Below are 21446 nucleotides of genomic sequence, written 5' to 3'. Positions count from 1 at the left end.
GTACAGCCTTCGAGCATACTCCTGAAGATAAAGCTTGCTCATGATGGACTGGACCGATTCTCAATCCGAAATAATTGCTGGTGCGATGCGTCTTCGTTTCCTCAATTGCGTTTTGGGAGACGGAGTCTGGTCTGGAATGGGCCGACGATCGATGTGACGGCCGGTGGTTCGGGAGCGCCGTGGTCTGATCGCGCGAATGATGGTCGAGGCCGCCTATGCAGCCCGGCGATTATACAAGTGTCACATTACGCCGCGTGGGCTCCTCATAAAATTCGTCCAGAAGGTGAACCGACGCGCTCCGCACGCGTTGGATGTATTTCTGTGCGCCGATTCCGGAGCGCTCATGTCCGACTCGATCGACCTTGCCCAGGCCGCCGACCTTTCCAAGCCGGTGATCGACACCGGCATCATCGCGCTCGCCATCCTTGCCGCGGTCCACGAAAAGCCCATCGATGTCGAGCAGGCGCGGCGCGAATATGTCGAGCCCGGGGCATTCGCCAACCGCGATGACTTGCTGCGAGCGGCGAAGGCCGAAGGGTTCAGGGCACGTCACATCGCGACCAGCTTTTCCCGGCTTGCGCGTTCGCCGCTGCCGGCCATCGCCGAAGCGGTGGATGGCCGCTTCTTCATTCTGGCGCGGATCGATCCGGACGGCGTGCTGGTGCAGGAGGTTGGCCGCCCGCCGGCGCGTTGGACCGAGACAGAACTGGCGTCGCGCTGGAACGGCGGCCTCATCGTCATCACCTTGCGCGATGTTGCCGGCGGTGGATTTGCCCGCTTCGGGATGACCTGGTTCTTGCCGGTGATCGTCCGCTTCAGGCGGGTCTTCGGCGAAGTGCTACTGGTGTCGTTGTTCATGCAGATCGCCGCGCTGGCGACGCCGCTGTTCTTCCAGGTCATCATCGACAAAGTGTTGATTCACAAAGGCGTCAGCACCCTGACCGTGGTCATGATGGCGCTGGCCGGGCTGGCGGTGCTGGAAATCACGCTCAGCGGCATCCGAACCTACCTGTTCGCCCATACCACCAGCAGGATCGACGCCATTCTCGGCGCCAAACTGTTTCGACACCTGGTCGGCCTGCCGATCGCCTATTTTGAATCCCGTCCGGTCGGTCAGACGGTGGCGCGGGTCCGCGAACTCGAGAACATCCGCCAGTTCCTGACCAGCTCCGGACTGATGCTGATCATCGATATCGTCTTCACCGTGGTGTTCTTCGCGGTGATGGCGCTGATCGCGCCCATGCTCACCTTGATTCCGCTCGCCGCCATCCCGCTCTACGTTCTGGTCTCGATCGTGGTGACGCCGATCCTCAAGGCGAGGATTCAGGAACGCTTTGCGCGCGGGGCGCAGAACCAGTCGCTGCTGGTCGAGATGCTGACCGGTATGGAGACGGTGAAGGCGATGGCGATCGAAACCCAGGCGCGGCGCCGCTGGGAGCGCCAGCTCGCGGGCTATATCACGGCCTCATTTCGCACCGTCAGTCTCGGCACCGTCGGCTCGCAGAGCGTGGCGCTGATCAACAGGCTGTCGATGGCGTTGATCCTGTGGCTCGGTGCCTCGGCGGTGATGGACGGCAGCCTGACGATCGGCCAACTCGTCGCTTTCAACATGCTGGCGGGCCAGGTCAGTCAGCCGATCATTCGGCTCGCGCAGATGTGGCAGGATTTTCAGCAATTCCGGATCTCGATCGAGCGGCTCGGCGACATTATCGATACGCCGGCCGAGACGGTGCGCGCCAGCGTCCGTCACGATCTGCCGCCGCTGCGCGGCGACATCAGATTCGAGCACGTCGTGTTCCGCTACAGGCCGGCTACGCCGGCGGCGCTCGAGGACGTCTCGCTGCGAGTCTCGCCGGGCGAGGTGATTGGCGTGGTCGGCCGCTCGGGCTCCGGAAAATCGACGCTGATGAAGCTGGTACAGCGTTTCCACATCCCCGAGGCAGGCAAGGTTCTGGTCGACGGCGTCGACGTGGCGTTGATCGATCCGGGGTGGCTGCGACGCCAGATCGGCGTGGTGCTTCAGGAAAACGTTCTGTTCAACCGGACGGTGCGCGAGAACATCGCCCTTGCCAATCCTGCGATGTCGCTGGAGCGCGTGATCCAGGTCGCCAAGCTCGCCGGCGCTCATGATTTCATTCTAGAGCTTCCTCATGCGTACGATACGGTGCTGGAGGAGCGCGGCGCCAATCTGTCCGGCGGACAGCGCCAGCGCGTGGCGATCGCTCGCGCGCTCGCAACCGACCCGCGCATCCTGGTATTCGACGAGGCGACGTCGGCACTCGACTATGAGAGCGAGCGGATCATCCAGGCCAACATGCGCGCGATGTGTCGCGATCGCACCGTCCTCATCGTGGCTCACCGGCTGTCGGCGGTGCGCCACGCCGACCGCATCCTGGTCATGGATCGCGGCCGCTGCGTCGAGCAGGGCAGCCACGAGGAGTTGTTGCGCCAAGGCGGCTTCTACGCGGGTCTGGTCCGTCAGGCGGCATCGGATCGCAGCGACGAACAGGGAGGGCAGGCAGCGTGAAGTTGCGGTGGCTCGTGCGCCAATTCGAGCGGCCGGCGCGCCGCGATGCGCTGGAGCGCGCCTTCCTGCCGGCGGCGCTGGAGATCGTCGAGACCCCGCCGTCGCCGACCTGGCGCGTCACTGGTCTGGTGATCGTCGGCTTTCTCGCCGGTTCGCTGTTCTGGGCGGGCCTCAGTCATATGGACATCATCGCGGTGGCCGAGGGCAAATTCGTTCCGGTCGGTCAAGTCAAGGTCGTGCAGCCGTTGGAGACCGCGGTGGTCAAGGCGATTCATGTCGAGGAAGGATCCCATGTCCAGCGAGGCGACACGTTGATCGAATTGGACCCCACCGACACGTCGGCAAATCTCGGCAGTCTGCGCTACGATCGCAGCCAGGCTCTGCTCGACGCGGAAGCCGCGCGCATCCTGCTGGCGGGGCGCGGCGTTGACAGCTTTTCGGCGCCCGAAGGCGCGAATCCGACGCTCGCCGCTGCGGTGCAGGACCAGACCCGCGAGGAACTCGCCCGCTTCGACGCCTCGATGGCGGCCATCGATGCGCAACGCCTGCAGCGCGAGGCGGCCATCCGCTCCGCCCGCGCGCAGCAGGATGTGCTTGCCGAAGTCATCCCGCTGCTCACCGAGCGTTACGAGGCGCTGAATGGATTGTTCGAGCGCGGCAACGGCCCGAAGCCGCCGGTGCTCGCCGTGCAGCAGGAGTTGACCGAGAAGAAGGGCAACCTGATCAGCCTGCAGCAGCAGGAACAGCAGGGACAGGCCGACATCGTCGCGCTGCAGGCCACCGCGCGCGGCACGCTCACCCAATTCCGCGCCGGCGCATCGGACCGCCGTCTCAAGGCGTTGCAACGCGCGACCCAGCTCGAGCAACAGATCGCCAAGGAGGAGATGCGTGACGAGCGCCGGCGCCTGATCTCGCCGGTCAGCGGTACGGTGCAGGAACTCAAAACCCATACCGTAGGCGCGGTGGTCACGACCGCGGACAAGCTGATGGTGGTGGTGCCGGACGGCACACCGCTGATGATCGAGGCCTTTGTCGAGAACCGCGACATCGGGTTCGTTCGCGAAGGACAGGCCGCGGCTGTGAAGATCGACGCCTATCCGTTCACGCGATACGGGACGGTGGAAGCGAGGCTCTATCAGGTCGGCAAGGACGCAGTGGAGGAGAACGGCAGGGGCCTGCGGTTTCCGGCGCGACTCGTCCCCGCCAGCATGGAGATTCCGATCAACGGTGAACTGCGCCCCCTGATGCCCGGCATGAGCGCGGCGGTCGAGATCAAGACCGGGCGGCGGACCGTGCTCGACTTCGTGCTGGCACCGATCAAGGAGACGTTACACGGCGCTGGCCAGGAACGCTGAACGATGCGCTCGGCCGCCAGGAACCGCGACTGGCTCATGGCTTCCATGCAGGTCGCGATTTTCACGAAACCGCCTCTTCATGTCCCGCGTTCATCAGCCAGACGATGCAATCAGCGGATGTCGCGGATGGCCGACCGGCAGCGGTGGGAGAAACGCAAATGGACGAAGTGAGCGACGGTTCAAACACTTCCGCGCCCGACACGTTCGGTCAGTTGCGACTGCGATCGCAACAAGGTCCATCGCAAAGCACATCGAGCGGTCGTGACTCCCTTGATGACAGAGTCTTGACGGTCTCGTCCGCCGACGATGGACATGCCCTTGCTTCAAGCAGCTTGCCTTCAAGGGATGACGGCGGTGCCACTGCGACGGCCCTGGGCGGCGCGGCGACAGGCGCGACCGAGCTGCGCATCTCAGGTGGTGGAGTGTCGTCGCCGGGCATGGCCACGGATCAGGACTTGACGATTACCGACAGCTCGGCCTCGCATCTCGGCGAGACGCTTCCATCGGAGCCGGTCACCGCACCAGTTTTCAACGAGCCTCACACGTCGCGACAAGCATCCACCTTGACCTCTCCCGCCGATCACCCCGTGGCCGCCAATGACATGAACGATGCGTTGGGGCCGCCGGCGCCCTGGCACGATAGCGGCTCGGGCGCGCATCGCAACGGCGGCTCTTCGTCCGTTGCCGACCAGGGGCATGGTGCAGGATCGTCCGGCACGTTCAACCCGTCACAACATGCCGATCGTCTCATATCGTCGACGCTCGACGTGCTCCCGCTGGACGACGTCATTGATCCGGCTCCGCATCACGACATGGCAGCGGGCGATCATCACAACGCGCCGGCGAACGACGATGCGAAGCCTCCACACGCCGACGTCTCGAAAGCAGGCGACTTGTCGAAGTCTGCCGATGCATTGAAGACTGCCGACCCATTGAAGTCCGACGACGCCGCGAATTCCGGCGCGGACGTGCTGGCGACTCACAAGGCGCCGGCTACGCCGTCTACCGGCGAGATGGTCGAAGCCGGCACCAAGGCGATCCTGCTCGCAACGGATGAATCGCCAAGCGGGATCGGGCCACACGCGAGCGCGGCTGATTTCGCGCCCGGCGCTGCGCAAGGCCACGTCCATTCTTCAGCCCATGCAACCACGGCGTTCAGCCCGGGTGTCATCGGCGCGCGCGATCAGCTTGCCTCGGCAATCGCGACGGCGACACCGGAGGCCGCGGCAATTACCACATTGCCTTCCGCTCAGATCACCGACGGAGCTCCGCCGACGCTTGGCGGCGACATGCACGCGCTCCAGAAACATGCCGCCTGACGCATGGTCCCAGCGCGGACCGCGACGACATGCGGTTTGCGATCGCAAGCCTCCCGGGGAAACATGAGGGACGTCGATATGATGGATCGTCACCTGGCCTTCGCTCTGTTCGAGCGGCCTGTCGTCCTCGATCTCGCGACGGTCGTCGATGTCTTGCGCAAGCGACATCCGGGAATTGAGATTGACCTGTCTGGAGCAGCGCCGGGAACGGCATCGCCGGTGATCCGCTGCGCCGGCGTCAACGTCATGCTGATGGTCATGCCGATGCCCGTCCCGCGTGAGAGCTGGGACTTGCCCGGCCGGCGCGCCGTGGCGACCTGGCCAACGGCGCTCGAGGTGCTTGGCCGGCATGGCGCCCACGTCGTGGTCTCGACAGTCGGACAGGCCCGGACGCCGGAACAGCAGCTTCAAGCGGCGCGCGCCGTGACCGCAGTCACCGGCGGCTTGATCGCGGCCGTCCCGGCCGCAGCGGTTTTGTGGGACGGGCTCGTTGCCCATTCGGCCGAACGCTGGGAGCAGCTCTCGCGCGAGTCCTTCGCCGGATATCCGCGCATTCCGTTTCCGCTGTGGGTCAGTATTCATCCTTTCCGCGACGGCCAGATCGTCGGCGCGATCACATTCGGCCTGAGGCCGTTCGGCGGTCGCGAGATCGAGCTCGAGGGTGCGGGCGCAGACCCGAAGCAGGTCGTGCGTCAGGTGGCCGGCCTTATCGTCTACGTCCTCGAACATGGCGCCGTGCTGCGCGACGGCGACACGCTTGGCGCCGGTGAATCCGACCGTATCCGGATCCAACACCTCGTCTCACGCCGCGTCCAGGGCTTGCCGGTGCTGCAGGCCACCGTGCCCGCAGCGGCCTAGAGCAGGAGTATCAGATGGCGAACGCAGCGCGACGGGTCTATGAATCACTCCGACATGACTGGGATCTTCATCCGGTCGTTCGGCGAGATTCAGATGGAATGAGGAGCTTCGGCATGAGCGACAGCGACAGACCCAACGCGACAAAGCTGGGCGACGACCTAAAGAGTCTGACGATTGAGCACTATGCCGGCGAATCCCGTCCGGACATGCTCGCGCCGGATCAGGATTATATCGGCTACTATCGGGTTGCGACGCCGCTCCGCGTGCTGTTCGTCAACGCGGTTCATCGGGCTGAAAAATCGGGCGGCCAGATCAAGCGCATCCAGATCAACGTCAACGTCTCGGATGGCCGCGGCGAGTTCAGATATCTCGGGCAGCGATCGGATGACTTCAGCGAGGCCGAAAAGCACGCCATTGCCCAGAGCCTCAAGACCGAGTTCAGGCACGACCGCAAACTGCTGTTTCCTCTGCACGTCCCCAGCGCACGGCGCGATGACGAGATCGATGTCGCCTCGTCTTTTGACGGAAAGCGCGCATAGCCGAACCCAAACAGAAAAACCAGATATGGGAGAATCCCCATGGCCGATGCAGCTGGTATCTCTTTCAGAACGCACCCGAGCCTGCTTCCGACGTCGGCCCCTCCTTCCAGCCTTGACGCCGGACAGCTGAACCTTGCCGATGCGCTGTCCCGCCTCGGCAATGTCGACTCGCTCTCTGAATTCAACGGCTTGGTTTCTTCCCTGAGCGTGACGGCTCGCCCGGGTCCCTATGTGCTGTATACCGGCGATTTTCCCGACCTGCCGGGCGCGGATGGGTCGCCGACCAGGACCGGAACGATCGCGAACCAGATTGCGAGACAGATCGGCGCGTCGATCATCGACGAGACGCCGCGCGCTCAGTTCCTGGCCGATCCGACGGTCGTTGCCAAGTTCACCGATCTCGCGACACAGGCCGGCCTTGATCCGGCAAAAGCCTATTCCGACCAGTTCTTCACCAATCCCGACGCCTACTGGCGACAGGCTTCGCGCGAATTCGTCGGCTCGACCCATGGCGACGGATTCGCCGTGACCGGATCGCGCACGCGCGCCAATCCCATCATGGTGATCGACGAGATCCCGACCGCGATGTCGACCCCCGGATCGAATTTTCTGCCGGCAAACGAGCCCAGCGTGGCACAGGCGATTGCGACGGGTGACGAATCCGCGATCCGACAGGCGATGGCGGATTCGACGCGCAACCTCATCAACGACGGTCAGCTCCTGCGCAGCCCGGATGACGGGTTTAGCATCACGCGCGATGGTCTCGACCGCATCGGAGTCGGCACCACTCCCGAACCGGTCGCGATGGCAGCTGATTTGCGCGGCGTCGGATACCAGCCTCTGGTGACGGCCCCTCCGGACGGGCTCAATCCAGCCCCGATCGGAGATGGTGCGCCGCCTTTGCCGGGCTCGACGCACCCGGCGCTCGTAGGCATCGCGCAAACAGCGGAGGCATTGCCGGACATCCCCAGCACGGATGTCCCGTCGATCTCGCCGGCCAGAGCATCGACTGGCGTACCCGAGATCACCGACGTCGAGCCGTCCTTGCCTGGCGTCACCGAACCCACTGGAGCGGCGAGCGATCCGCTCGCCGGCCGCGCCCCCGCCGGCCAGCCGGACCTTGGTGCGCCCGAAGCTCCGACCGAGATCACCGGCGCCGCGACCGGGCGGTTCACGCCGAACTTCGTGGGCGTGATCGGTCAATCGCCGACCGCGTCCAAGATCTTCACCGGCGCCGGCGTCCTCGGAGCGGTCGGCCTTGCGGCGGACGCCGGGATCACCGGCTACAACGCCTATCAGATGTACGATCAGGGCGACACGCTGGGAGCAGGCCATGAGGTCGCCGGCTTCGGCGGCCGTCTGGGGGGCTCGCTGACCGGTGCCTATCTGCTCGGTGAAGCCGGCGCTCTTGGCGGACCGTGGGGCGCGCTGGGCGGGGCGATCGCCGGTGGTATCGGCGGCGCCATCCTTGGCGACAAGGGCGTCAAGTCGCTCTACGACAGCCTCACCGGCTATCAGCCGCAGGGCGCAGCGGCCGCGCCGACACCGGCCTGGCCGGACCAGTTCGCCTCAGAGTTCGATCTTGCCAATGGTGGCGGGCCGTTCAGCGATCCGATGACCGGCTTCCAGGTGGAGAGCCAGGCCGACTACGACGCGCGGCGGCAATCCTACGTCGATTCCAAGATGGCGGATCAGCAGACCCAGGGTCAGCAAATGCTGGATACGCTGAGGCTGACGCCCGGCGTTGATCCGAACGCATTGCCTGCCGACCCCACGGCGAGCCCGCCTCCTGCGGCACCGACGCCGACCGCGTCCGCATCAGACGCGCCGCTGGATACTNCCGGCTCGTCGCTTGCGCCCTTGGATCTCGATCCGGCGAACATTGACGGGCTCATGCCCACCGACATCGGTTTTGACGGCAATCTCGGCGCAACGACGGCCACCCCCGCTTCACCGCTGTCGCTGGGCACGACCGGCCTGCCGTTCGACAGTGGCTTGAACTCGAGCCTCGACCTGAACTCGAGCCCCGACCTGAACTCGAATCTTGGCCTGAGCCCGAGCCTCGATACCGGATCGACATCTGATCCGAATAGCAGCGCTCCACTCGGTCTGGATCCGGGGCTGGGGAGCAGCCTCAATATCGGGCTGGACAGCGGTCTCAATTCGGGTCTCAACAGCGGCTTCAATACAGGCTTCGACGGTGGCCTCAACTCGAGCTTCGACAACAGCATCAATTCGAAGCTCGACAACAGCTTCAATTCAAGCCTCGAGAGCAACTTCACCTCGAACGTGGGCAGCGGGTTCAATTCGGGCCTCGACAGCAGCTTCGGATCAAGCCTCGACAACAGCTTCAGCTCGAGCCTCGACAGCGGCTTCGGTTCAAGCTTCGACAGCAGCTTCAACTCCGGCCTCGACAGCGGTCTCGGGTCTTCATCGGGTTTCAGCGATTTCGGTGACAGCAGTTTTGGCGGCGATTCGTTCAGCAGTGGCTCGTTCGGTGGCGATATGGGGCCGGTGGTACTCGACCTCGCAGACCAGGGCATCCGGATCAACGGGCTCGACGATTCCAAGGCAGCGTTCGATGCCAATGACAACGGCGTGCCGAACCGGATCGCCTGGACGACGCCCGACGAGGGCCTGCTCGCATTTGATGCCAACGGCTCGGGCACAGTCGACCAGACCAAGGAGCTGGCGCTGCGGGAGTGGACGCCCGGCGCCCAGACCGACCTGCAAGGTCTCGGCACCTTCGACACCAATCATGACGGCGCGCTCGATGCGCCGGATCAGGACTTCGGCCGCTTCGGCGTATGGCGCGACGGCAATAGCAACGGCATCAGCGATCCCGGGGAGCTCAACTCGCTGGTCGAATCCGGCGTGAGCGCGATCTCGCTCGCCTCCGACGGCGTGCAGAGCCATCTGCCGGACGGTTCGACGATCTACGGTCAGGGCTCGTTTACCCGCACAGACGGCAGCAGTGGCCGGTTGGCCGACGTGGCCCTCGCCTATGGGTCCGACATCAATGCCGCGCGCGATCAACTCGTTGGCGCGATGGCTGTCGGGCCCGGCGGGGCGGCGGGCGCAACTGCGCCAATGTCGTCCCCCGTCGCGGTCATCGGGCCGATGCTCGCGGCCGACGTCGTGTCGCCGCTTCATGCAAGAGCTGCGTAGCGGCGCACCGCAGCTCTCGTTCCTCGACGAAGCCCGTCTAGATTGCATTGCGATCGGGCGAGTTCGGCCGATGGCTTGATTTGAAGGCGGCTTTCGCGCGCTCGCGCAGGCGCTGAAAGACCACGTAGAGCATCGGCACCAGGAATATCCCGATCGAGCTTGCGGCCAGCATGCCGGCAAATACCGCCGTGCCCACCGCGCGGCGGCTGAGCGCTGCAGCGCCCGTCGCGACGACCAGCGGCAGCAGGCCGAGGATGAAGGCGGCCGAGGTCATCATGACGGCGCGAAAGCGCATATGGGCGCCCTGGACGGCGGCCTCATCGAGCGCCATGCCCGCCTCGCGCTGCTCCTTCGCGAATTCGACGATCAGGATGCCGTTCTTGGCGGCGAGCGCGATCAGGACCACGAGGCCAATCTGGCCATAGAGATCGAGATTGAGCCGGGCGATCTTGATGCCGAGATAGGATCCGAGCACGCCGACGACGACCGAGAGCAGCACGGGGATGGGGATCACCGTGCTCTCATAGAGCGCGACCAGGAACAAATAGGCGAACAGCACAGCCAGCATCAGCACGATGCCGGTCTGGCCGGCGGCCTGCTGTTCCTGATAGGCGGTGCCGGTCCATGCGAAGGTGTAACCCGACGGCAGCACGGCATCGGAGATCTCGGTCATGGCAGCCATCGCGGTGCCCGAGGAGATGTTCGGCGCCGGGCTGCCGTTGACGGTCACCGAGCGGTAGTTGTTGTAGCGGGTGATGACCTGCGGTCCGGTTACGATCTTCAGCCCGGCCAGCGATCGCAACGGCACCATCTCGCCGGTGCTGTTGCGCACATAGATCCGCCAGATGTCCGAGGTGTCGGCCCGGTCGAACGCCTCGCCTTGAAGATTAACCTGCCAGGTCCGGCCGAACAGGTTGAAATTGTTGACATAGATGCCGCCGAGCGTGGCCTGGAGCGCGGTGAAGATGTCGCTAACGGTGACGCCCAGCGCCTGGGCCTTGCGGCGATCGATATCGAGATAGAGCGACGGGTTGGTCGCGGTGAATGTCGAGAACACGCGCGCAAGCCTTGGGTCGGCATTGGCGGCGCCGATCAGCGCGTTCGTCACGCTGGAGATTGCGGCTGGAGTCTGTCCCTCCAGCGCCTGCAACTGATATTCGAATCCGCCTCCGGTCGAGAGCCCGATGATCGGCGGCAGGTTGAACGGCAGCACGTTGGCCTGTCGAATCTGCGCGCCGGCTGCAAACATCCTGGCGATCAGCGCCTGCGCCGAATCCGCCGCCGCCTTTCGGTCGGCGAAGGGTTTCAGCCGCGCCACCACCAGCGCGCTGTTCGGCTCTGAGGCGCCGTCGAGCAGCGAAAAGCCGATCACGGCCAGGACGTGGTCGACGGCCGGCATCTGTTTCAGGATGTCCTCGACTTGCCGCGTGACTGCGCTGGTCCGCGCCACCGATGCGCCATCGGGCAATTGCACCGAGGTGAAGAAGGCGCCCTGATCCTCCTCCGGCAGGAATCCCGTCGGCGTGACCAGCGACAGGCCGAAGATGCTGCCGGCAAAGACCGCCACGAGCAGGAGCGACAAGGAGGCCATGCGCACCAGGTGGCGGACGCCGTCGCTGTAGCGATCGCGCACCCAGTCGATTCCGCCGAGCACGCGGCCGATGAGGCCGCGGCGCGGGCCGCCGTGGCGCAGCAGCAGGGCGCACAGCGCCGGCGAGAGCGTCAGCGCGTTCAATGCCGAGATCATCATGGCGGCGCTGATCGTCACCGCGAACTGACGGAACAGCGTGCCCGAGATGCCGGGGATGAATGCGATCGGGACGAACACCGATAGCAGCACCAGAGTGATGGCGATGATCGGCGCGGTGATCTGCCTCATGGCCTTCTTGCTGGCCTCCGGCGGCGACAGGTCGGGCTCCTCCGCCATGACGCGCTCGACATTTTCCACCACGACGATGGCGTCGTCGACGACGATACCGATGGCGAGCACCATGGCGAGCAGGGACACCGTGTTGGCCGAATAGCCGAAAGTGAGCAGGACGGCGAAGGTGCCCACCAGGCTGACCGGTACGGCAATGGCCGGGATCGCCGTGGCTCTGAGGTTTCCGAGGAACAAATAGACCACGACCACCACCAGGACGAACGCCTCGCCCAGCGTCCGCAACACCTCCGCGATCGTGTCGCGGACGAAACTCGTGGAGTCGTATTGCACGAGATGGCTGAGGCCTGCAGGAAACCGGGCGGACAGCCGCTGCATCGTCTGTGCCACCGCGCGCGCGGTGGTCACCGCGTTGGCGCCCGGCGCGAGATAGATCGCGACCGGAACAGCGGCGCGTCCGTCGATCCGCGCTTCGCTGTCGAGATTTTGCGCCCCCATCTCGACGCGGGCGACGTCTTTCACCAGCAGCGACGATCCGTCCGGATTGGAGCGCAGCACGATGCTTGCGAATTGATCGACGGTGGCGAGGCGGCCCAGTGTCTGCACGTTGAACTGGAACTGCTGATCGTTGCTGATTGGCCGCGCGCCGATACGGCCGACAGGGGCCTGGACGCTCTGCGTGCGAATTGCGGCGATCACATCCGCCGGGGTCAGGCCGAGGCTGGTGAGCCGCTGCGTATCGAACCAGATCCGCATCGAATAGTTCATCCTGGCGAACAGATTGGCCTGGCCGACCCCGGGCGTGCTGGCAATCGCGTCGAGCACGTTGATGATCGCGTAGTTGGTGATGAAGAGCGGATCCTGACGGCCATCGGCACTGTACAGCACCAGGAACTGCAGGATCGACGAGGACCGCTTCTGCACCGTCACGCCCTGCTGCTGCACCTCCGTGGGCAATTGCGACAGCGCACTCTGCACGCGGTTGTTGACGTTGACGGTGTTAATGTCGGGATTGGTGCCGAGCGCGAACGAAACCGTCAGCGTGTAGCTGCCGTCGTTGGCGCTGGTCGATTTCATGTACAGCGCGCGGTCGACGCCGATGACCTGAGCCTCCAGCGGCTGGGCCACGCTGCTCTCGACCACTTCGGCCGAGGCGCCGGGAAAGGTCGCGGCCACGGTGACCTGGGGCGGAACGATATCCGGAAACTGCGCTACCGGAATCTGCGTCATCGCCAGCGCGCCGGCGATCGTGATGATGAAAGCGATCACCATGGACAGCCGCGGGCGATCGACGAAGACGTCCGATATCATGGGCTGCCGTCCGCCGGCCGCGTCGGGGCACGGGTTGCGTGGTCGGCCAGTGGCGCCGGCCCGGTCGGTGCGCCCTTCATGCTCGACAGAATGAGTGCGCTCGCCGGATCCGGAGCGACGGTCTGGCCGGCACGAACCCGCTGCAGGCCCTCGGCGATCACCTTGTCGCCAGCCGCTAGCCCATTGATGACCGCGGCGATCGTCGGGGTCGATTGTCCGAGCTGAATGCGCCGCTGCTCGGCCTTGTTGTCCGTGCCCACCACGAGAACATAGTCGCCCCGCTGGTCGGACAGCACCGCCGAGCGTGGGATCGCCAGCACCTCGATCGGCTGGACGCCCTCGAGCACCACGGTCACGAACTCACCATCGGTCAGCTCGTGCGCGATGACGCCTGCCGCGGACGGCGCGCGCAGGATCGGATTGGCGATTTCGCCCCGCACCGTGATCGTGTCGGTGTTCTGTGCGATGCTGTTGTCGACGAAGTTCAGCTTGCCGGACTGGCCGTACATGCGGCCGTCGGGCAGCCGCAATCGGATCACCACCGCCTCGAGGCCGCCTTGCGGACCGTATCGCTCGCGCAGCTCGAGCCCTTGGCGCAGCGGCACCGGAAAGGTGACGTACATCGGATCCTGGCTGACAATCGTGGTCAGCACGCCGGAGGACGGGCTGACGATGTTGCCTTCCGTCACCGCCGTGCGTCCGATCTTGCCGTCGATCGGCGCGCTGATCACGGTGTAGTCGAGGTTGATCTGCGAGGCCTGGACCTGCGCCTGCGCGGCCTGCACCTGGGCTTCCAGGCTGCGCTGGTTTGCAATCGCAGCGTCATAGGTCGACTGCTGCCCGGCCGGTCCTCCGAGCAGGGTCCGTGCGCGCTCCGTTGTCAGCCTGGCATTCTCCAGCGTCGCCTCGAGCTGCGCCACTTGCGCCTTCTTTGCGGCAAGATCGGCTTCGAATGGACCGCGCTCGAGGCGATAGAGCTGGTCACCCTTCTTGAGCTCGGCGCCCTCGTTGAAGAGCCGCTGTTCCAGAAAGGCGGTGACGCGGGCGGCAACGTTGACCCGGTTGATCGCCTCGATGCGGCCGAGAAACTCGCTGCTCTCGGTGATCGGCCGCCGTGTCGCTTCGACGATTCCAACTGAAGGCACGGCGGCGGCAGGCTGCGTCCGGGCAGCCCCGCCGGCCAGCGCGATCATGAGATCTGCCGCCAGCAGTCGGATCGCGACGTCGGCAAGGTTCATCGTCCGCTCCTTGCTCCAGGCTCGGCACGGCGGACCGGGTCACTTCCGCGCGGTCCTGTCGCTGCGTGCGGGTTCGTCGTAGCCCTTGCGATGGCTGTAGAACATCAGTGCGATCAGGCCGCAGCCCGACACCAGGACGAGGACCGCAGCCCCGGCCAGGATGACATTGCCGTAGACCGGCATCGCCGGCGTCGAGCGCCAGACCGATACGCAAAACCAGGTCGCGGCAACGAGAAGTGCGGCCAGCACGGCGGCGAAGACCCATTGGTAGTTGTTGCGCACGATTGCCTCCATCACCTTGGCAAGGGCTCGGCAAGTGTCCTAGCGCCAGCGCCATCCGCAATGACGACGGCCGCGATGCCACCAGCAAACCCAGCGGCGGCGGCGACGACGCGGCGGTGGGGGACCCCAGCCGGGACGCGGTGGCGGCGCGCCCCAGCCCGGGCCCCAACCCGGACCGGGTCCCCACTGCGCCGGCATGACAGGGATCGCTGACCCGCCGGCCCGCCCGGGATCGGGGTCGACCGGCATCGCCTCCGCGACGCCGATGAGGCGAACGCCGACGGTGCCGATCGCGGCCGCGGCAATGGCGCTCGTTGCAAGACCGAGGAAGGCACGGCGGTTGGGAGCATTCATTGTGCTTGTCTCCTTTGTAATTCGGCCGTCCGCAGCGACTGCAGCGCGTAGAGCAACCACGCAAGACCATGCGAGATCAGGTCGACACCGAGCAGGAAGCCAAGCGCCCAGACGCTGATGTCGGGGAAGCTGAACAGGATGAGCACGCCGGCGATGACGGCGAAGATGCCGGAGATCAGCATCATCCAACCGTTCAGATGCCAGTAGGCAAAACTCAGCACGCACCGGATGACGCCGGACGCGAACAGCACCGCGCCGAGGAAATAGGTCAGGATCAGTGCGCCGGAGGCCGGTTGGGTCAGCAGGATGAGGCCGAAGACGAGGTAAAGGGCGCCGAGAACGATCCGCCACAGGAAGCCACCCCATTCCTTGGTCCAGAACGCATGCGCGATCTCGAATCCGCCGGCGGCGATCGCGGTCAGTCCGATGAACTTGACGCTGATGATGGTGGCAAAGGCGAGGTCGCCGAGTGCAAAGAAGCCGGCGGCGATCAGGACGGCACCGAGGAGAGCACAGACCCAGAGGGGCGGAGGGCCCAGCACGTCGATACCGGATCGGCTGTCATAGGCTGTCATGCGATCCTCCGGACAACAATGGTTCCAACGACAGACGGTGAAGCCTAGCGGCGAACCTGTCACGCCGACATCGGACGAAACCCTGAGCCACCGGCGGGGAATGTTCGCATCCTTATTGCGGCCCGCGCGGCCCCAATGTCAGATGGGTCACGCCGGCCGCGAGATTGAGCCCGATCGATCTCTCGATCGAGATCGGCTGCAGCATGATGCTCCGCCTCGAGCCGCCGATCAGGACATTGGCGCCGAGGCCCGGACCCAATGCAAAATTGCCGCTCGCGCCGACATAGCTGCCGCGGAGCGTGCCAGGGCCAATCCGCGAATTCCGGGCGAAGACCGCCCAGGACAGTGTACCGGCGCTGGTCACGCCAAGATCGAGCCCGACTCGCCTGATCCTTCCCTCGTAGACGTATTGCCGTGGCGGACGCAGGCCGGTGAACACGCAGCGCATCGCCTGTGTCGATCCGAGCACCAACCCGACGCGAGGTTCGGAGAAGCACAGCAGCCTGCCAATCCTGAACCTCTCGGCGCGCGCGGACACGGTGGTGCAAAGAACGGTCAACGCGCAGATGGCCGCAACAAATCGCAATGTTCGCATTCAAGCCTCCGTCTGGTGTTGGGCTCTGGTCGCTGCGCCCGCAGGGCGACCGTCCTGGCGCAGCCAGAACGAGATCGCGAGGCCGATCAGCAGCACGGCGCCGAGCAGGAAGAAGAAGATGGACTGCTTCAGCCAGGATATCGCCGGGACGGCCGCGCCCATCGCAAGGCCGAGAAAGGCGATCTGCAGCGACAGAAGACTCACGCCCGCAAGGAACGTGCCGAGCGCGAGCAGCGTCAGCAGCACGAGACCGGTCGCCGGCGTCGGGAGCATCTGCTGAACCCCGGAGACCAGCATGATGTTCATCGTGATCAGGACCGCGATCCAGTGCAGTGCCTGGGTCCATATCAGGCGGATACGCATCTGCCTGCCTTGCGTCTCCGGCCATTTGGTGATGACGCAGACCACGCCGATGGCAAGCGCCAAAAATTCCCAATAGCCGACGAGCGGTTGGTGCGAGACGTTCGTATAGGCGACGCCTGCGATGGCGAGCAGCAGCGCTACGGCATACGGAAGCTGTTGCCAGAGAAAATGGCCTGCCCCTGCGTGCGTCGGGGGAGGCTCGGGGACATCGCGTGGCTGTGCATCGATTTCGCTCATGGCGGGTCTCATGAATTTTCCGTGGTCGGCTCGCGGCGGTCGCCGAGGTAGTCCTCGACGTAGAACCGGATGATCGCGACCCGTCCGACGGCGACGAGCGGCATCGCCAGCGCAATGCCCATGACGCCAAACAGGGCGCCGAGCAGGACGATCGCAACCAGCGTCCAGGCTGGGGGCGTCTCGACCGCCCGGCGCTGGATCAGGGGGCCGATCACGTAGCCCTCGATCGACTGGATGATGGTGTAGACGGCGACGGCCCAGATCAGCAGCGAGGCGCCGAGCGGCATCGCCACCAGCGCGATCGGGATCGCGGCGACGATCGGCCCGAGATAGGGGATGAAATTCGACAAGCCCGCCTGCAGACCCAGTAGGAACGGCCCCGGAAGTCCGATGAGATAGAGCGCGGGCCAGACGCAGAGAGTCATCAGGATGATGCGGATCAACTGGCCGACGAACCACAGCCGCATGACGTTGCCGATCTCGTCCATCACGGCGCGCGTGCGAGCGCGATAGGGTTGTCTGACCAGCACGACCAGGCTCTCGCGGTGGCTGGTGGGATCGAAGGCAAAGAGAATACCGAGGAACACGACCACGAGCACGCCGGTCAGGAGGCTTGAGGCGCCGCCCAGCAGGAATTGCGCGTGGCGGAGGAACCGGCCCTGATCGGCGAACAGCCATTGGGCGAAGTCGCGCCCCCATTCCGGTCCGAGCAGGTCCACGCCATAGGACAACAAGTGTTCTTGAAGAATATCGACCTGTGCATCCATGACTTTCAGCAGCAGGCGCGTCTGCTCTGGCAGCTTGCCGGCGCCCCAAACCAGTCCAAAGCCCGACAAGGCCGAGAGCAGCATGAGAACGAATGTCAGGCGCCAGATGCGGCTGAGCGGGAGGACCGGCGCCAGGGCGCGCGCTGCGGCATCCAGGAAGGCGGCGAACAGTACCCCCGCGAAGACGATGAGAAGGCTGGACACCGTTTGCCACACCAGGAACAGGGCAACGGCTACGGCGAGCAAAGTGAGGCCGATCGCGAGCAGGCGCGGCCCTCCGGCCTGTTCGGATTGGTCGACGGAGCTCTCGTGCAGAACGACCCCGCGCACCCGCTCTGGTCCGATCCTGGGATCGCTCATTGATCGGTCCGCCGCCATGTGGCCATGCCTCAGGTGCGAACGCGGCGGCTGCCGTAATGCGGATGCTTGCCGCCACGATGACGCCAATAGCGATGCTTGAACGGATTCGTATTGGTGTTGGGTCTGGCGTCGACTGGCGCGGCCGCGCCGGTCTGCTTCGGTGCCGCGACGGTGCCGTCCTTCGGCTGTGCCACGCAAATGGTCGATGGTGACACGACGGCCACCACTGCGCCCAGCATCAAGCTGCGATACACGGTCCAGATGTTCATACTCGCCTCCATGCGGTCAGCGACGATCAGTCAGATCGAGATGGCTCCGACAGCCAGCCCATAGATCCCGGCGCCTGCCGCGATCGCGATCGCGCCGAACAGGACGGACTCGATCGGCCTGAACAGCCTCTCCTTGCGCTCGCGCTTGGCGATCAGGAACAGCAACGTTCCCGGCGCGTAGAGAATTGCGGACAGCAGGAGGAATTTCGGGCCGCCGGCGTAGATCATGCCGGCCGCGTAGAGCGTCGCCACCGCTGCAACGATTCCGTCGGTGGTGCGGGTGCGCCCGCCGGCATGATACGCCTCGCCGGTCGATGCGAGCTTCAGGCCGTACGCCGCGACGAGAAGATACGGGATCAGCGTCATCGCGCTCGTCATCTTCAGCGCGAGCGTGAAGGCATATTCGGCGAACCAGCTCACGAGGAGAAATGCCTGTATCACGCAATTCGTGAGCCAGAGTGCGCCGACAGGCACCTTGTGCGCGTTCTCGCGCGCGAGAAAGGCCGGCATGGTGCGCTGGACCGCCGCCGAGTGCAGGATCTCGGCCGCAAGCAGCGACCAGGACAGGTAGTTTCCGAGGATCGAGATCAGCAAGGCGATGCTGATGAACACGCCGCCCCAGCGGCCGACCATCGCTTCCATCACGCCCGCCATCGACGGTGTCGGCAGACCTGCGAGCTCACCCCGCGGCAGGATGCCGTAGGACAGGAGCGTCACGAGCACGAGGAGACAGAGCACCGTCAGGAAGCCGGTGACCGTCGCGATGCCGATGTCGGAACGCGTCCTGGCATAGCGCGAATACACGCTTGCGCCCTCGATTCCGACGAAGACGAACACCGTGAGCAGCATCGTGCCGCGGACCTGGGCCAGTACGTCCCGCGCGTCCGGCCGCTCCGCACCCCAGAAATTCTCCGAGAACAATTCGCCGTTCAGGGCGATCGCGGCCACGATGATGAACAGCAGGATCGGAATGATTTTCGCGAAGGTCGTGGCGGTGTTGAGCGCGGCTGCCCCCTTGATGCCGCGCAGCACCAGGACATGGACGCTCCACAACAACAGGGACGCCGAGGCGATCGCGACCGGCGTCGTGCCGTCGCCGAAGACGGGGAAGAACTGCCCGAGCGTAGCCTTGATCAGGATCAGACAGGCGACGTCGGCGAGGCAGCAGCCGATCCAATAGCCAGCGGCGGAGGCAAAGCCGATATAGTCGCCGAAGCCGTCCTTGGCGTAAGCGTAGATGCCGGCGTCGAGCTCCGGCTTGCGCCGGGACAGCGACTGGAACACGAAGGCCAGCGTCAGCATGCCGGTGCCGGCAATCATCCACGCGATGATCGCGCCGAGAGCGCCGGTGGTGCGTCCGAACTGGGCCGGCAATGCGAAGATGCCGGAGCCGACCATCGACCCGATCACAAGCGCAATCAGCGCGTTGCGCGAGAGTTTCTGATCGGCCTCGTTCGCCGCCATGACGGATGGCCTTCCAATCCGAGACGGCCGCAGTTGCAACGGCCGCCTCATGCGAAGACCTTAGAGGTCCGCACCCCGTGCGCCCATCAGGGATTCTCTGTAGGGAGCAAGGCAGGAAATCGGCGGGAGCGTGGAGCGCCAGGTGCGGACAGTGTCAGCCCTTGCGAAGCAAGGCGGCGGCGCTCTCCTCGCTCGCAGAGCGGGAGAGGGACCCCGTGGCCCGGGCAACGAGCACGACACTGCCACGGAAGAATTCGCCGGCCTTTGCCAGCTCGGCGGCTAGGCGGCTGGCATGCAGAACGGCTGCGTCCTGCTCGGCATATTCGCATCCGATCCCGTCGGTCGAGACACCGTACTTGTCGGCGATATGGAAGAAGAAGCGCATGCGCGCGGAATAGGCCGGACCGCGGCCGGCTTCCAGTGACAACGGTGTAAGGTGCCTCCGCCAAAAGACTTAAGGGCGGCAGACGGAGGTTCCCGAGTTGCGGATTGGTAATGCACTGCTGCTGCGGAACCGCTCTGGCGCCGCAGGCGATTGGATGGGAGGAGGGTGGTTTTCACCGACGGCCATCGGGAGATTGTCCGATGTCAGTCGGCAGATTCAAGGGCTAGCGTGACCTCACGCGGCGAGTGCCAAAGGAGGCGAGCGATGTCGAACTATGATCACAACCTGACGGCCACGGACGCTGCCGGCGGTTTGACCGCGGTGGATGCCGGATTGCGCGATTACATGCTGCGGATCTACGGCTACATGGCGGCCGGTGTCGGCTTGACCGCCGTCGTTGCCTGGGTGACCTACCAGGCCATCGGCCCCGAGTTGCTCCAGAGTCCCCTGATGTGGGTCTTCATCCTGGCGCCGCTTGCCCTGGTGTTCTTCATCGGCTCACGCATCAACACACTGTCGGTGTCCACGGCGCGGATCCTGTTCTTCGTCTATTCGGCGCTGGTCGGCGTATCGCTTTCGATATTGCTGCACATCTATACCAGTTCGTCGATCACCCGCGTCTTCTTCATCGCGGCCGCGATGTTCGGGGCGCTTAGTCTCCTCGGTTACACCACCCGGCGCGACCTCTCCGGATTGGGCACCTTCCTGTTCATGGGCCTGATCGGAATCATCGTCGCGAGCGTGGTCAACCTGTTCCTGGGGTCGACCGCGCTCGACTGGCTGATCTCGATCGTGGGCGTCGGCGTGTTTGCCGGCCTGACGGCCTACGATACCCAGCGGATCAAGGGGATGTACGACATCTCGGATGACCACACCGTCGCGGGCCGCAAGTCGGTCGTTGCCGCGCTGTCGCTCTATCTCAATTTCCTCAACCTGTTCTTGATGCTGCTGCGACTTGCGGGCGGCCGCCGTTGAGACGCCGGAGCGCGGCGGCTCAGGCCGCCGGCCGCTCCACGCTACTGGCGAGCGCCTCGCGCAGCGCCGCTTCCTTGGTCTCGTCGAGCGAGGTCTTGAGCACGACGCCGCCGGCATCCTTGATTTCCTTGATCACCTTGTCCGCCGTCATATGCTTGATCAGGACGAACAAGGCGGCGTTACCGGGCTGGAGACTCCCCGACAGATTCTTCATGAAGGAATCGTCGATGCCAAAGTCGGAGAGCGCGCCACCCAGCGCGCCCGACGCGGCGCCCACCGCGACCCCGAGGATCGGATTGAGAAAGAGGACTCCGATGAGGAGGCCCCAGAAGCTCCCGGTCATCGCGCCCATGGCTGTGGTGTTGACGAGCTGATTGAGCTTGATGCCACCCGAATCCGACTTCACGGCGATCACGGCGTCGCTGATCGTGATCAGATATTCCTTCTGCAGCTTGAGCAGCCGCTGACGCACTTCTTCGGCTTTTGCCTCGGACGGATAGACGATCGCGACCAGATCGGACATGGAGACCTCCCGTTGGATCGAGAATGCGGACCGCAATGCTGGTGCGACGGTATCCCGCGTGCGCCGCCTCCGGGATCAGAGGAAACCCTGCCCCCGGCGGATG

19 protein-coding genes are annotated in these 21446 nt (G+C 65.0%); 7 read left to right on the top strand and 12 right to left on the bottom strand.

Annotation, left to right across the window (positions count from 1 at the left end; translation table 11 throughout):
• Positions 1 to 343: 343 nt before the first annotated feature.
• From A5906_RS16855 to A5906_RS43525, 6 genes are all read left to right on the top strand, one after another.
• Positions 344 to 2527 carry a type I secretion system permease/ATPase gene (locus A5906_RS16855; RefSeq protein WP_080136488.1) on the top strand — a complete coding sequence of 728 codons (2184 nt, stop codon included), beginning with the start codon at positions 344 to 346 and terminating at the stop codon, positions 2525 to 2527.
• Complete coding sequence (locus tag A5906_RS16850) at positions 2524 to 3882, top strand: HlyD family type I secretion periplasmic adaptor subunit (RefSeq protein ID WP_161495398.1); 1359 nt, start codon at positions 2524 to 2526, stop codon at positions 3880 to 3882. Before A5906_RS16855 ends, A5906_RS16850 begins: the two co-directional genes overlap by 4 nt.
• 158 nt (positions 3883 to 4040) lie before the next feature.
• Positions 4041 to 5201, top strand: a complete 1161-nt coding sequence (locus A5906_RS16845) for a hypothetical protein (protein ID WP_136615284.1) — start codon at positions 4041 to 4043, stop codon at positions 5199 to 5201.
• A 78-nt stretch (positions 5202 to 5279) separates the two neighbouring features.
• Complete coding sequence (locus A5906_RS16840) at positions 5280 to 6059, top strand: DUF4261 domain-containing protein (RefSeq protein ID WP_161495397.1); 780 nt, start codon at positions 5280 to 5282, stop codon at positions 6057 to 6059.
• A 14-nt stretch (positions 6060 to 6073) separates the two neighbouring features.
• Positions 6074 to 6598 (top strand): hypothetical protein, encoded by a 525-nt coding sequence (locus A5906_RS16835; protein WP_136615283.1) that lies wholly within the window; start codon positions 6074 to 6076, stop codon positions 6596 to 6598.
• Positions 6599 to 8458: 1860 nt separating this feature from the next.
• Complete coding sequence (locus tag A5906_RS43525; RefSeq protein ID WP_210189980.1) at positions 8459 to 9766, top strand: hypothetical protein; 1308 nt, start codon at positions 8459 to 8461, stop codon at positions 9764 to 9766.
• 37 nt (positions 9767 to 9803) lie between these two features.
• On the opposite strand, the gene A5906_RS16825 is transcribed toward A5906_RS43525, so the two are convergent.
• The 11 genes from A5906_RS16825 to A5906_RS16775 form a co-directional block, all read right to left on the bottom strand.
• Positions 9804 to 12956: an efflux RND transporter permease subunit gene (locus tag A5906_RS16825; protein WP_080136482.1), complete on the bottom strand. Its 3153-nt coding sequence runs from the start codon at positions 12954 to 12956 to the stop codon at positions 9804 to 9806.
• Positions 12953 to 14194, bottom strand: coding sequence for an efflux RND transporter periplasmic adaptor subunit (locus tag A5906_RS16820; protein WP_080136481.1), 1242 nt, complete (start codon positions 14192 to 14194; stop codon positions 12953 to 12955). The genes A5906_RS16825 and A5906_RS16820 overlap by 4 nt, the downstream gene beginning before the upstream one ends.
• A 39-nt stretch (positions 14195 to 14233) precedes the next feature.
• Positions 14234 to 14476 carry a hypothetical protein gene (locus A5906_RS16815; protein ID WP_245326758.1) on the bottom strand — a complete coding sequence of 81 codons (243 nt, stop codon included), beginning with the start codon at positions 14474 to 14476 and terminating at the stop codon, positions 14234 to 14236.
• Positions 14477 to 14515: 39 nt separating this feature from the next.
• Positions 14516 to 14830 (bottom strand): twin-arginine translocation signal domain-containing protein, encoded by a 315-nt coding sequence (locus A5906_RS16810; protein ID WP_080136479.1) that lies wholly within the window; start codon positions 14828 to 14830, stop codon positions 14516 to 14518.
• A complete protein-coding gene (locus A5906_RS16805) occupies positions 14827 to 15405 on the bottom strand; it encodes an HdeD family acid-resistance protein (protein WP_080136478.1) in 579 nt (192 codons plus the stop codon). Before A5906_RS16805 ends, A5906_RS16810 begins: the two co-directional genes overlap by 4 nt.
• Before the next feature lie 112 nt (positions 15406 to 15517).
• The gene (locus A5906_RS16800; RefSeq protein ID WP_080136477.1) at positions 15518 to 16000 is read right to left on the bottom strand and encodes a DUF992 domain-containing protein; all 483 of its coding nucleotides are present in this window, start codon (positions 15998 to 16000) and stop codon (positions 15518 to 15520) included.
• Entirely contained in the window at positions 16001 to 16600 is a 600-nt protein-coding gene (locus tag A5906_RS16795; protein WP_080136476.1) for a hypothetical protein, read from the bottom strand.
• 8 nt (positions 16601 to 16608) lie between these two features.
• Entirely contained in the window at positions 16609 to 17727 is a 1119-nt protein-coding gene (locus A5906_RS16790; RefSeq protein WP_080136573.1) for an AI-2E family transporter, read from the bottom strand.
• 29 nt (positions 17728 to 17756) lie between these two features.
• Complete coding sequence (locus A5906_RS16785) at positions 17757 to 17996, bottom strand: hypothetical protein (RefSeq protein ID WP_080136572.1); 240 nt, start codon at positions 17994 to 17996, stop codon at positions 17757 to 17759.
• A gap of 30 nt (positions 17997 to 18026) precedes the next feature.
• Positions 18027 to 19460, bottom strand: coding sequence for a basic amino acid/polyamine antiporter (locus A5906_RS16780; protein ID WP_080136475.1), 1434 nt, complete (start codon positions 19458 to 19460; stop codon positions 18027 to 18029).
• A gap of 154 nt (positions 19461 to 19614) precedes the next feature.
• Entirely contained in the window at positions 19615 to 19887 is a 273-nt protein-coding gene (locus tag A5906_RS16775) for a DUF6894 family protein (protein WP_245326757.1), read from the bottom strand.
• A gap of 222 nt (positions 19888 to 20109) precedes the next feature.
• Here A5906_RS16775 and A5906_RS16770 point away from each other — a divergent pair, with 222 nt between their 5' ends.
• Entirely contained in the window at positions 20110 to 20820 is a 711-nt protein-coding gene (locus tag A5906_RS16770; protein ID WP_080136474.1) for a Bax inhibitor-1/YccA family protein, read from the top strand.
• A 19-nt stretch (positions 20821 to 20839) separates the two neighbouring features.
• Here A5906_RS16770 and A5906_RS16765 read toward each other — a convergent pair whose 3' ends face one another.
• On the bottom strand, positions 20840 to 21343 hold the full coding sequence (locus A5906_RS16765) for a DUF1269 domain-containing protein (RefSeq protein WP_080136473.1): 504 nt from the start codon (positions 21341 to 21343) through the stop codon (positions 20840 to 20842).
• Positions 21344 to 21446: the final 103 nt, after the last annotated feature.

Origin of the sequence: Bradyrhizobium sacchari (genome assembly GCF_002068095.1) — a bacterium.
Taxonomy (GTDB): domain Bacteria; phylum Pseudomonadota; class Alphaproteobacteria; order Rhizobiales; family Xanthobacteraceae; genus Bradyrhizobium; species Bradyrhizobium sacchari.
The sequence above is the reverse complement of the archived record's forward strand: the minus strand, read 5'-3'. Positions and strand labels throughout refer to the sequence as shown.